The 11,951-nt window shown below is 63.9% G+C and carries 15 protein-coding genes; 6 read left to right on the forward strand and 9 right to left on the reverse strand.

Features of this window, described 5'->3' with window-relative positions; all coding sequences use genetic code 11:
- The first annotated feature begins 179 nt into the window (after positions 1 to 179).
- Both BKY26_RS10255 and BKY26_RS10260 read left to right on the forward strand, forming a co-directional pair.
- Entirely contained in the window at positions 180 to 602 is a 423-nt protein-coding gene (locus BKY26_RS10255) for a GlcG/HbpS family heme-binding protein (RefSeq protein WP_071690301.1), read from the forward strand.
- 115 nt (positions 603 to 717) lie between these two features.
- Positions 718 to 1,497, forward strand: a complete 780-nt coding sequence (locus BKY26_RS10260; protein WP_071690302.1) for a gamma-glutamyl-gamma-aminobutyrate hydrolase family protein — start codon at positions 718 to 720, stop codon at positions 1,495 to 1,497.
- On the opposite strand, the gene BKY26_RS10265 is transcribed toward BKY26_RS10260, so the two are convergent.
- The 6 genes from BKY26_RS10265 to purB form a co-directional block, all read right to left on the reverse strand.
- A complete protein-coding gene (locus BKY26_RS10265) occupies positions 1,481 to 2,161 on the reverse strand; it encodes a DUF4386 domain-containing protein (protein ID WP_071690303.1) in 681 nt (226 codons plus the stop codon). The two genes, BKY26_RS10260 and BKY26_RS10265, sit on opposite strands and share 17 nt — an antisense overlap.
- Positions 2,162 to 2,278: 117 nt before the next feature.
- Positions 2,279 to 2,461 (reverse strand): hypothetical protein, encoded by a 183-nt coding sequence (locus BKY26_RS10270; protein WP_071690304.1) that lies wholly within the window; start codon positions 2,459 to 2,461, stop codon positions 2,279 to 2,281.
- 81 nt (positions 2,462 to 2,542) lie between these two features.
- Complete coding sequence (locus BKY26_RS10275) at positions 2,543 to 3,529, reverse strand: FliG C-terminal domain-containing protein (protein ID WP_158514325.1); 987 nt, start codon at positions 3,527 to 3,529, stop codon at positions 2,543 to 2,545.
- A gap of 165 nt (positions 3,530 to 3,694) precedes the next feature.
- Positions 3,695 to 4,603, reverse strand: a complete 909-nt coding sequence (gene argC, locus BKY26_RS10280; protein WP_071690306.1) for an N-acetyl-gamma-glutamyl-phosphate reductase — start codon at positions 4,601 to 4,603, stop codon at positions 3,695 to 3,697.
- A gap of 107 nt (positions 4,604 to 4,710) precedes the next feature.
- Positions 4,711 to 4,872, reverse strand: coding sequence for a hypothetical protein (locus BKY26_RS20240; protein WP_158514326.1), 162 nt, complete (start codon positions 4,870 to 4,872; stop codon positions 4,711 to 4,713).
- Positions 4,873 to 5,066: 194 nt separating this feature from the next.
- Positions 5,067 to 6,374: an adenylosuccinate lyase gene (purB, locus tag BKY26_RS10285; protein ID WP_071690307.1), complete on the reverse strand. Its 1,308-nt coding sequence runs from the start codon at positions 6,372 to 6,374 to the stop codon at positions 5,067 to 5,069.
- An 84-nt stretch (positions 6,375 to 6,458) separates the two neighbouring features.
- Here purB and BKY26_RS10290 point away from each other — a divergent pair, with 84 nt between their 5' ends.
- The 3 genes from BKY26_RS10290 to BKY26_RS10300 all read left to right on the forward strand — a co-directional run bounded on the left by BKY26_RS10290 (position 6,459) and on the right by BKY26_RS10300 (position 8,692).
- Positions 6,459 to 6,896 carry a DUF6314 family protein gene (locus BKY26_RS10290; protein WP_071690308.1) on the forward strand — a complete coding sequence of 146 codons (438 nt, stop codon included), beginning with the start codon at positions 6,459 to 6,461 and terminating at the stop codon, positions 6,894 to 6,896.
- A 44-nt stretch (positions 6,897 to 6,940) separates the two neighbouring features.
- Complete coding sequence (locus BKY26_RS10295) at positions 6,941 to 7,723, forward strand: VHL beta domain-containing protein (RefSeq protein ID WP_158514327.1); 783 nt, start codon at positions 6,941 to 6,943, stop codon at positions 7,721 to 7,723.
- Positions 7,724 to 7,846: 123 nt separating this feature from the next.
- Positions 7,847 to 8,692: a hypothetical protein gene (locus tag BKY26_RS10300; RefSeq protein WP_071690310.1), complete on the forward strand. Its 846-nt coding sequence runs from the start codon at positions 7,847 to 7,849 to the stop codon at positions 8,690 to 8,692.
- Between the two features lie 23 nt (positions 8,693 to 8,715).
- Here BKY26_RS10300 and BKY26_RS10305 read toward each other — a convergent pair whose 3' ends face one another.
- On the reverse strand, positions 8,716 to 9,123 hold the full coding sequence (locus BKY26_RS10305) for a Rossmann-fold NAD(P)-binding domain-containing protein (RefSeq protein ID WP_071690311.1): 408 nt from the start codon (positions 9,121 to 9,123) through the stop codon (positions 8,716 to 8,718).
- 67 nt (positions 9,124 to 9,190) lie between these two features.
- Complete coding sequence (locus BKY26_RS10310) at positions 9,191 to 9,817, reverse strand: class I SAM-dependent methyltransferase (RefSeq protein ID WP_071690312.1); 627 nt, start codon at positions 9,815 to 9,817, stop codon at positions 9,191 to 9,193.
- Between the two features lie 86 nt (positions 9,818 to 9,903).
- Here BKY26_RS10310 and BKY26_RS10315 point away from each other — a divergent pair, with 86 nt between their 5' ends.
- Entirely contained in the window at positions 9,904 to 10,791 is an 888-nt protein-coding gene (locus BKY26_RS10315; RefSeq protein WP_071690313.1) for a LysR family transcriptional regulator, read from the forward strand.
- Between the two features lie 4 nt (positions 10,792 to 10,795).
- Here the strand turns inward: BKY26_RS10315 and BKY26_RS10320 are convergent.
- Positions 10,796 to 11,951 (reverse strand): anthranilate synthase component I family protein (locus tag BKY26_RS10320; RefSeq protein WP_071690314.1); only part of this gene is annotated, 1,156 nt, incomplete at its 5' end.

The raw sequence follows: 11,951 nt of genomic DNA on the forward strand, positions 1-11,951 counted from the left end.
TACGACAAGCGTGAGGGCCAGGATGATCAGGATGGTCTCGAACCTGTCCATGGCAGGATCCCCTACTTGGTCGCATTGCGGCCAGCCTATGGTTTGTGAGTATTTTTGCCAAGAAGAAGGCGCATCCGGGAATCCCCTGACGGGGGCGGGCGCGCCGTTAACCTTAATGAGGCGTGGATATGATCACTCTGGACCAGGCGAAGACGATGGTACGCGTGGCGCGCGAAAAGGGCCGCGAGCTGGGGCTGAAGCCGCTGTCGGTGGCGGTTCTGGATGCGGGCGGGCATCTTCTGGCGTTTGAGCGTGAGGATGGGGCCAGTCCGGGCCGGTTCGAGATCGCGCGCGGCAAGGCCTATGGCGCGGTGATGCTGGGCATGCCCGGCAGCGCGCAGATGGCGCGGGCCGAGGATCAGGCCTATTTCATGGCGGCGATGAACGGTGCCTTCGGTGGCAAGGTGGTGCCGGTTCCGGGCGGTGTGCTGGTCAAGGACGCGTCGGGCGCCGTGATCGGGGCCGTGGGTGTGACGGGCGACACGTCCGACAACGACGCCAAGGCAGCGGTGGCTGGCATCATCGCATCGGGGCTTAGCCCGGTTGCATGAGCGCCCAATTCGCAGGCAGCGCACAGTCTGCAGGTCGGTTGTGCGCTGACGCCGCTTTCCTCGCTGCGCGCGGCGGCGTATATGCTTGGGAAAGCGCTGAAATCAGAGGGCATCCATGCGGCGACCGGTCATCGGCATTATCGGCAATCATCACCTGATCAATGATCAGTACCCGACCCATGCGGGCGGCACGATGAATTCCGAGGCGATTGCCGAGGTCTCTGATTGTGTGCCGCTGCTGATCCCCGCCGATCCGCGCTATGCGGCGACGGCGGAGCTGCTGGAGATTTTCGACGGGTTTCTCTTCACCGGCGGGCGACCCAATGTCCACCCGGAGGAATATGGCGAGGACCCGACCGAGGCGCATGGGGCGTTCGACCGCTGCCGCGATGCGGTCAGCCTGCCTTTGATCCGCGCCTGTGTGGATCGGGGGCAGCCGATTCTGGGTGTGTGTCGCGGCTTTCAAGAGGTGAACGTGGCCATGGGCGGCACGCTCTACCCCGAGATTCGCGATCTGCCGGGGCGCATGAACCACCGGATGCCGCCGGACGGCACGCTGGAGGAAAAATTCGCCCTGCGCCACACGGTCAGCTTCACGGAAGGCGGGCCGTTCCACCGCTTGATGGGCGCGCGTGAGGTGATGACCAACACCCTGCACGGGCAAGGCATCAAGCGCCCCGGCGCGCGGGTCGTGATCGACGGGCAGGCCGAGGATGGCACGCCCGAGGCGATCTATATCGCGGACGCGCCGGGATTCACTCTGTCGGTTCAGTGGCACCCGGAATATCGGGCCGCCGAAGACCCGGTCTCCCGGCCCTTGTTCGAGGCCTTTGGGCGCGCTGCGCGGGCCTGGGCCGATGGCCGGCGCACGGTGCCGGTCAAGGGCGTGGCGTAAGCCTTCTGGGCGCAGCGATCAGCAGCCAGAGGCAGAAGGACAGCTCGGCCACGACCGGCACGATATAGGCGGGCTCGAACACCGACATGAGGTCCGGTGCGATGATACGCAGAATGGCCCCGGTGATATAGATCGGGGCGGCCCCGGCCATCAGCCAGCCGATCCAACGGGGCAGCGCCTGTCCACGCAGCAGGATAAGCGCCAGAAATCCGCAGGAGAGCCCAAAGAGGGCAAGGCCCAGATCATAGCCTTGTGCCTGCAGTTGCAGGCTGGCCATGGCCAGTGCCTCTCGCCCCGGCAGATCGCCCTCAAACGTCAGAAGGTTCAGGGCCATGGTCTGGTTGAACAGATTGGCCCCCAGAACCGCCGCCTGAACCATGCGAAAGGCGCTCATCAGGATCGCCAGCACCGGACTTAACGGTGCGAAGATCAGGTAAAGCAGGCAGGCCAGTGCGACATCCGAAAGGATCATGACGAGGTCAAGCAGGAGAGACAGCCGAAAGCCGGAAAGATGCGCCTGGATATTGCTGGCGGTCTGAACAGCATCGGCCTGAACAATGAGCGGCCCCCGCAAAAGAAGCTCTGAACTCAACCCAGCGATGATGATCACGAGATAGAGAAGGCCAGCGCCCTGGGCCTGACGGGGTGTATGGGATTGGGGCATGGGATGTCCTCGGGCATGTGGTCAACAGGATGCCCAAGGGTATACATACGCCCAAAATGTGCGTGAATTGCCCATATCAGTTGTCAGATCATGCGAAAATGCATGAACCTCACGGCGTCAGGTCGATTTCGGACCGCGCAATTCCTTGATATGCCCTCGGATCGCGCGCCATTTCTGCGCCTCTTCCGCGTTGCCTGCCTCCTCTTCCGAAAGGGCCTTTTGCGCGGCTTCCGCCTCGGCCTTGTCGCCATGGGCATTGTAGAGCGCATGGGCATATTGGATCAGATCGCTGGTTCCCATTCCGGTATCCTCCTTGGGTCAAGGGTCTTTCAGGGTGGGGGGCCATGATGATCCCTGCGGCGCGTCCCGGTCAAGAGCGCGCTACTCCTCGTCCTCGATCAGGCGGATTTCGCCGCTATCGGCAAGGTCGCGGATCGCGGTGACCAGCTCTGCCATTGCGGCCTCACCCTCGGCCCCGCGCACCTTGCCGCGCGCTTCGGCGTCGTCGCGCAGCTGTTCGGCCATGCGTTTGGATATGTTTTCCAGCAGGAATTCGACAGCCACCGGCGCAGCCTCCATCGCGGCGGCAAGCGCCACGGTGGTGGTCTCGGCATCAAGCGCGCGCATGACCTTTGGCACGTCTTTCTGGTCCAGCCGCTTGGGGATGTGTTCGAAGGTGAAGATCGCCTTGCGCACCAGCCCGGCGAAATCCGCATCCGCCCCGTCGAGCCCTTCCAGCACCTTGTCGCGGGTCGCCGCAGCGGCGGCATTCAGGATCGCGCCTACCCGGTCGGCGGGGGCGCTGGCAAAGGCGGGGGTCGGCTGTGCCTGCAACTGATCCAGCAGGGACCGCCCGACGCGGGCAATGGTGTCTTCCCCGATGGTGGAGGTCAGGGCGACCGCATGGGCGACCACATGACCCCGATCCTCCGGCAGGTCAGACAGCAGAGCAGCGGCCTTGGCGACCGGCAGCTTGGACAGCAGAATCGCACAGATCTCGGCACTTTCACGGGCCAGGATGGGTTTCAGCCGGTCCGGGTCGGTCGCGGCGATCCGGCGCCAGGGGTCGGGCGGGCCGTCGCCCTCTGCCAGTTCCGCGATCCGCTCGCGCGCCTCTTCCGACAGGTGATCACGCACCATGTCGAGCGCGCCCGCGACGCTGCCGGGGAACGTCAGGCCAAGCGTGTCGAGCGCATGGGCAAATTCACGCGCCACGGCAGAGAGCGTATCCCGGTCCACCGGACCAAGCCCGGCCAGACGCCGCACCAGCGCCTCCTGCTGGCGCAGCGAGAGGCCCGTCAGCCGGGGCATCGCCCCTTCCGAAAGCAATAGCCGCACGATCACCGCTGCCTTGTCGGCGTTCGACATCCGCAAAGGCGGCGCAGGCGCGTCTACAAATCGTTCCGTCAATTGCATGGTCTGCCCCACATCTGTTGTCACTCACCCGTCAGGCAGGATCACGGAACAGGGGTTAAGGGCCGGTAACCCGCCACGGGGAAAACGCGGCGGGTTTTGCTAAAATCGGACGGGGCCTCAGAGCCCCGCGTCTTCCGGCGCGCCGATCATCAGGTTGAGGTTCTGCACGGCGGTGCCGGACGCCCCCTTGCCCAGATTGTCGAGCGTGGCGGTCACGGTCATGATCCCGGTCTCGTCACTGCCGTGAACCGAGATCTCCATCCGGTTGGTGCCGTTCATCGCCCGCGCATCCAGCCGCGCCGGGGCCGGGACCACATCGACGAAGCGGGCAGAGGCGTAGAAGGCGCGGAACGCTTCCTCAAGCCCGGCCATATCAGGCGCGCCCGCCATCGCATCGCGATGCAGATGCAGCTGCACGATCATGCCTTGCGCGTAATTGCCCACGGCGGGCTGGAAGGCAGGCTGCCGGGTCAGGCGGCCATAGCGCATGATCTCGGGCACATGCTTGTGGCTCTGGCCCGTTGCATAAAGGAAATAGGCGGGGGCGGTGCCCGCGTCATATTCCGCGATCAGCGCCTTGCCGCCGCCGGTATAGCCCGAGGTGCCGGTCAGCACGAGCGCATCGGTTTCGGACAGAAGGCCCGCATCCCGCAGGGGCCGGATCAGCGCGATCGACCCGGTGGCGTAGCAGCCCACATTGGCGACGCGGGAGGCGCCCGCAATTGCCTCGGCCTGGCCGGGCAGTTCCGGCATGCCGTAAACCCAGTCATCGGCCAACCGATGCGCGGTCGAGGCGTCGATGATCCGGCAATCACCGGCCAGCGAAACGGCCTCGATTGCGGCGGCATCGGGCAGGCAGAGGATCGCCACGTCGGCCTTTGCAAAGGCCTCCGCGCGGGCATCGGCATCCTTTCGGCGCTCATGCTCCACCTGGACAAGCGTGATATCCGCCCGGCCCTGAAGCCGTTCGAGAATCTGCAGGCCGGTCGTGCCGGCCTCACCGTCGATGAAGACCTTTGCCGTCATGGGCTGTTCCTTTGTGGTCAAGTGGTGGTGGGGGAGGTAACGCGAAATCGGACAGGGCTCAACGCCAAAGCATTGTCCGGATCAAAGCACGGGGTGTTTGGTGGTGATCAGCTGCTGACCGAGGTCTCGCAGCGGCCCGTTACCGGGTCCCAGGTCGTCCCATCCATGCAGCTCGCTCGTCGGTCGCCATGCTCGCAGCCTGATTGGGCCAGTGCCGCAACAGGCGACAGAGCGAAGGTCAGGGCGATGATCAAAGCGGCGGGGCGCATGGGGGCCTCCTGCTTGGGAAAACTTGTGTCGCATGTCGACGCGGAAGCAATGTTAACACGAAATCTCTAGCGCGCGAAGCCCCGCACACCGAATTCGTTCTCCCCTTTCATCTTGGTAAAAATACCTCAGGGGGGTGCGGGGGGAGGATCCCCCCGCGGGTCGACGCCGTCAGGCGGCGAAATACCCTTTCGGATCAGTCCTCGCCGAACACCCGCGCGAAGATCGTGCCCACATGCTTGGTGTGGTAGCCGAGATCGAACTTCTCGTTGATCTCGTCCTCCGACAACGCCGCGCGGACTTCCTCATCGGCCAGCAGTTCCTCGCGGAAATCGGTGCGGTGGTCCCAGACCTTCATGGCGTTTCGCTGCACCAGCCGGTAAGCGTCCTCGCGGCTGACACCGGCCTGAGTCAGGGCCAGAAGCACCCGCTGCGACATCACCAGGCCGGGGAATTTGTTCATGTTGTCCAGCATGTTCTGCGGGTAGACCAGCAGCTTGTCGATCACGCCTGTCAGGCGGTTCAGCGCGAAATCGAGCGTGATCGTGGCATCCGGCCCGATCATCCGTTCAACGGAGGAGTGCGAGATGTCCCGTTCGTGCCAAAGCGCCACGTTTTCCATCGCCGGGATGACCGACATGCGCACCAGCCGCGCGAGGCCCGTTAGGTTCTCCGTCAGAACCGGGTTCTTCTTATGCGGCATGGCCGAGGAGCCCTTCTGCCCCATCGAGAAGAACTCGGCCGCCTCCAGCACCTCGGTGCGTTGCATGTGGCGGATTTCGATGGCGATGTTCTCGATGGAACTGGCCACGACGCCAAGCGTTGCAAAGAACATCGCGTGACGGTCGCGCGGGATGACTTGCGTGCTGATCGGTTCGGGCACCAATCCCATCTTGTCGCAGACATGCTCTTCGACCGCCGGGTCGATATTGGCGAAGGTGCCGACCGCGCCGGAAATGGCGCCGGTGGCGATCTCGGCCCGTGCGTCGCGCAGGCGGCTGAGGTTGCGGTCCATCTCGGCGTAGAAGCGCGCGAAGGTGAGCCCCATGGTGGTGGGTTCGGCGTGGATGCCATGGCTGCGGCCGATGCGGACGGTGTCCTTGTGCTCATAGGCGCGGCGCTTGAGCGCTGCCAGCAGCGCCTCCACATCCGCAACAAGGATATCGGCGGCGCGCACCAGCTGGACGTTCAGGGTGGTGTCCAGCACGTCCGAGGACGTCATGCCCTGATGCACGAAGCGTGCCTCGTCGCTGCCCACATGCTCAGCCAGATGGGTGAGGAAGGCGATCACGTCATGCTTGGTGACGGCCTCGATCTCGTCGATGCGGGCGACGTCGAACTCCACGTCCTTGGCCTTCCAGACGGCTTCGGCATTCTCGCGCGGGATCACGCCCAGATCGGCCTGCGCGTCGCAGGCATGGGCTTCGATCTCGAACCAGATGCGGAACTTGGTTTCCGGGCTCCAGATGGCGACCATTTCGGGGCGGGAATAACGGGGGATCATGGGGCGCAGCCTTGCCTTTGAGGAGGAGTTGGCGTCCTCTTAAGGGCAGAGGAACCTGACCACAAGTTAAGGGGTGTCGCAGGGATGGGGCTTTGCCTTGCCGATTTCGAAGGTTGCTGGCGTCTGAGCCGCCGGATCGACGATGCCCGCGCCGGGCTGACCGGGCGGCTGGAGGGCGACGCGCTGTTCGCGCCGGGGCAGGGCGGGTTGGTTCTGACCGAGACGGGCCGCCTGTGCTACGGGGATGGCCCGCCCCTGAATGCCGAACGCCGCTACACATGGCGCGAAGAGGCAGGCGGGATCGCGGTGTTCTTCGAGGACGGGCGGCCGTTTCACTGGTTCTCGTCCGATGCGCCCGAAACCCGCCATGACTGCCCCCCGGATCTCTACCATGTGCGCTATGATTTCAGCGCCTGGCCAGAGTGGAGAGCTGTCTGGCAGGTCTCAGGCCCGCGCAAGGATTACGTGATGGAGAGCCACTATACGCGCGTCACCGGTTGCGGGGGCGTGCCGGAACGTTAATCTGCGGCAAAGATTAAGGGGATTTGGTCATGCGTGTTTTGGGAATGAGCCTTTGTTTGGTGGTCGCCGGATGGGCAGGCAATGCTGCGGCGCAGGGGATGGAATGGGTCTATACCAGCTGGACCCCGGTGCCCGGCGAACCGCCGTCGATCTCACTCGATTATGGCGTGGCCTATACCGACATTGTTCAGTTCAGCCTGAATTGCAATGCCGGGTCCGCAGGGTCGACGGCAGATGTGGATTTCTTCTCCAATACCGGGGCAATGCCGCATGGCAGCCCTGTCACGGTGTCGGTTGCGTCCACCGGGCAAGGGCCTTTGCAGATTCCGGCACAGGTCTTTGCGTGGGAGACCGGCCATACGGGCGCGCGGGTCGAGTTGCCGATGTCGCATCCTTTCTTCGCGGTGCTTCAGAACGGGTCGGGCCTGTCCTTTCAGTTGGCGGGCCAGCAGGGGATCGCGCTGCCCACGGGGCCGGGCCGAGGCGATATCAGCCGGTTCGTCAGTGAGTGTTCGGCCCTGTCGCCCAATGCGCCCCCGGCAAACCCCGCCGCGCCGCTTGGCTGCGACACCTATGGAAATGCACGGTCCATGTCAGGTGACGTGCCGCAGCAGGTTACCTTCTCCAATACGAGCAATGCGGCCCGAGTGCTGTTCTGGATCGACTATGAGGGCCAGCCAACGCAGATCGCGATTGTGGAGCCGGGGCTTTGGGTGACGATCGACAGCTATCTGACCCATCCCTGGCTGATCACGGATATGGATGGCGTGTGTCAGGATGTGATGGTGCCGCAGGCCGGGCAGGATAGCTACGATATCCCCAACTGATGGCTGGTAAGTGCAGGGCGACGCAACATTTCTCAAAATGTGTTAAATTAACACTATCTATCCGTTTGAAGCTGGTCTAGGGTGCGAGTCATTGTCCAGACCTTCACAGCAGAAAGCCTTTCCATGACCCGTCTTCCCCTGATCCTCGCCAGCGCTGCCGTGGCGCTTAGTTCTATCACCGCACATGCTCAGCAGGGCTATCAGTGGCAGGATTATATCGACCTTGCCCAGAACCCGTTCGAGTCCCATGTCTCGCTGGTCTATGGCGTGCCCGAAACCGATGACCTGCAATTCTTCGCAAGCTGCCAGATCGGTGCGGGCGGCACCTATGCCTCTGTTCAGATCGTGGCCGATACGGCGGGTCTGCCCAATGGTGCGCCTGTCTCGCTCTCCTTTACCGATGGAGCCGGGGCGGGAACGATCCTGGACGGCACGATCATCGGCGTGAATGCCGAGTTTGGCGTGACCGGTGTCGAACTGGCGCTGGAGCTGGACGATGCCCTGTTCAACCTCATGCGCGCCCGCGATTTCCTGAGCTATGCGATTCCCGGCGGGCAGGGGATCGAAATGCGCACCGCAGGCGTTGCCGGCCCGCTCGACAGCTTCCTCACGGCTTGCGCCGACCCGGTGGCGGGTACCACCGGAGGCGAACTGCCGCCGCCTGCCGACCATGCCCATGGCTGTGAAATGCTGGGGCAGGTCCTGTCGCATACCGGCGACATGCCGCAGCAGATCACCCTGACCAATATGACCGACGGCTATCGTGGCGTCGTCTGGATCGACTATAACGGCAACTTCGTCGATATGGGCGGGCTGAATGCCGGGGAGTCGATGACCATCGACAGCTATGTCACCCACCCGTTCATGATCACGGATGGTCCGGGCAACTGCCTTGAGGTGATGGTGACGACCGGCGGGCAGCCCAGCTACTCGATCACCGCGCCGGGGCAGTTCTTCGGAAACGAGTGACCGGGCAGGGCGGCAGGGATCACCTAGCCCTTGTCGCCCTTCATCAGCCGGTCGGCCTTCTTGCGCACCAGCACGCTGCGCAGGTCGTGCATGGCCATCAGCAGCCGGTCGGTGACGTCTTCCAAAGCGGCGTCATCGGCGCGGCTTTGCGCCCATTGGGCGGTCAGGTTCAGGTGGTCGATGGTGCGGTGGATGTCGTCGAGGTCACGCCGGGCCAGCAGCGCCTCGCGCTCGGCCATCCAGTCGGCGATGACGCGGGTTTCCTCAGGCGTCAGGACATGGTCGCCATGGGGCTTCACGCGGCCATTCTTGATATTCACGACCGCGATCTCATTCATCTCGATACGCCGCTGGCGGTTCTGGGTATCGACCCGATATACCGCCGCGCCGTTTTCGCGGACCCGGAAGTAGAACTCTGGTAACTCTGACATGAAACGCCCCGCCGGTCTGGCCAATGGTGGCCAATCTAGAAACGGGGCGCGACACTGTCAAAGCCTGTCAGCGCTTGCGGGCCACGAAATAGGGGCGCTTGGCGGAGTTGTTGAAATCCTGCACATCGGTGATCTCGAACCCGGCGGCCTCGATCCGCGCGCGCAGCTTGTCTGCGGTCAGGAAGAGCACATGCGGGGCCTTGTTGAAAAGCTGCATGGCCGCGATGATCGGCCGGAATGGCGAGAACGCCCCGCCGATGCACACGGTCTTGGAAATCAGCAACCCGCCCGGCGCCAGACGATCGTGCATTTCCGCTAGCCCCGCATCGAGATCATCCAGCAGGTGCAAAGCATTAAAGGCCAACACCGCGTCAAACGGCCCCTCCGGCAACACCCCCTGATCCGCCGCCGCGCGCTGGAAGCTGAGATTTTGCAGGCCCGCGTCCCAGCATTTCTCCCGCCCGATTTCGACCATCTTGCCCGAGACATCCGTGGCCACGTAATCCGCTACGGCAGGGGCGAGGTCAATCGCGGTGCTGCCTGTGCCACAGCCGATCTCCAGCACCCGGTCACCGGGTTTAAGATAGCTGCGGGTGTGATCGAGCGTTGCCCGGTAGGCGGGGATGTCCTTCACCGGGTGGGCGGCGTATTTCGGGGCGATCTTGTCCCAGAAGGCGGTAGCGGTGGCTGTCATGGCGTGTCTCCTTTGACGGCAGGAGGTATCTGGCGAGCATACCAAAAGAAATTGCAGAAATTCGCAGTCGGTTTATACGGATATGCATGAATTGGGCCGCGATCTCTTTCGACTGGAACCAGGTACGCGCCTTCCTCGCCACGGTGGAGGAGGGCACGCTGTCGGGCGCGGCGCGGGCTTTGCGACTGACGCAACCCACGCTCGGGCGGCAGGTGGCAGCGCTGGAGGAGAGCCTCAACATCACGCTGTTCGAGCGCGTCGGTAAAAGCCTGATCCTGACGCAGGCCGGCATGGACCTGCTGGAACATGTGCGCGCCATGGGCGAGGCGGCGAACCGGATTTCACTGTCGGCAGCGGGCCATGTGCAGGAGGTGCAAGGCGAGGTCCGCATCTCGGTCGCCGATGGCTATGCCGCCTATATCCTGCCCGATATCCTGAAGCGGCTGCGCCGTGAAGCCCCTGGTTTAACGATTGAAATCGTTGCGGAAAACCGCGTTTCGGACCTGCGCAGACGCGAGGCGGACATCGCCATCCGCCATATGCGGCCCGAAGACCCGGAGCTGATCGGCAAGCGCCTGCGCGACGGGACGGGCAGTTTCTACGCGTCAAAGGAATGGCTGGACCGGAACGGGCGGCCCTCGACCATGGCCGATCTGGAAACCATAGAGATGGTGGGCATCGACCAACCCGAACGCATGGTTGCGGAGCTGAACAAGCGCGGCATTCCGGTCAGCCACGTCAACTTCCCAATCCGCACGCTGAATTCGGTCGTTGCCTGGGAAATGGTGCGGCGTGGGCTGGGTGTTGGCGTGGGATCGGACCTTGTTGCCGCAGGCACGCCAGAGGTGGAACGCCTACAGATCGAGGGGCTTGCCCCGATCACCTTCCCGAACTGGCTGGTGACACACCGGGAGTTGCGCAACAGCCGCCGCATTCGCGTGGTGTTCGACATGCTGGCGGAAGAATTGGGGTAGCGGCTCAGCTGTTGCGGCGCCCGGAGAACAGGCTCGCTTCCTCGGCCGCTTTGCGCAGCGCGCGGGACTTGTTTACGGTTTCCTGGAACTCGGCCTCGGGGTCGCTGTCATAGACCACGCCGCCGCCCGCCTGGATATAGAGCTTTTCGTCCTTCAGAACCGCCGTGCGTAGCGCGATACACATATCCATGTCGCCACCGGCGCTGAAATAGCCGACACCGCCACCATAGACACCGCGCTTTTCCGGCTCCAGCTCGTCGATGATCTCCATCGCGCGGACCTTGGGCGCGCCGGACACGGTCCCGGCAGGCAGGCCCGCCAGCAGCGCCGACAGCGCGTCGTGGTCGTCGCTGAGCTCGCCCACCACGTTCGAGACGATATGCATAACGTGGGAATAGCGTTCGATCACGAATTCCTCGGTTGGGCGCACGGTGCCGATCTTGGAGACCTTGCCGGTATCGTTGCGGCCCAGATCCAGCAGCATCAGGTGTTCGGCCAGTTCCTTCTGGTCGGCCAGCAGGTCAAGTTCCAGCGCCTTGTCTTCCTCGGGTGTAGCGCCACGGGGACGGGTGCCCGCGATGGGGCGGATCGTGACCTCGCCGCCGAAGACCCGCACGAGGATCTCGGGGCTGGCACCGATCACCTGAAAGCCGCCAAAATTGAAGAAGAACATGAAAGGCGAGGGGTTGGTCCGGCGCAGTGCGCGATAGAGCGCGAAGGGCGGTTCCGGGAAGTCCTGCGTCCAGCGCTGCGAGGGCACGACCTGAAAGATATCGCCCGCGCGGATGTAATCCTTGGCCTTTTCAACGGCGGCGAAATAGTCTGCTTTCGCAAAATTCGACACGGGGTCCGCCACCGCATGGGCCTCGCCCATCTCACGGGCGGCTGTGGTGGGGGCACGTTCCAGATCGCGCACCGCGTCCATCACCCGCTCGGCGGCCTGTGCATAGGCCGCGCGGGCCGACAAACCGCCCCCGACCCAGGCGGGGGAGACAACGGTCACCTCGCCCTTGACCCCATCGAGAACCGCGATGACCGAAGGCCGGATCAGCACCGCGTCGGGCAGGCCCAGAGGGTCGGGGTTCACATTCGGCAGATGCTCCACCAGCCGGATCATGTCATAGCCGAGATAGCCGAACAGCCCCGCCGCTGCGGCGGGC

Source organism: Nioella sediminis (assembly GCF_001879695.1).
Lineage (GTDB): Bacteria > Pseudomonadota > Alphaproteobacteria > Rhodobacterales > Rhodobacteraceae > Nioella > Nioella sediminis.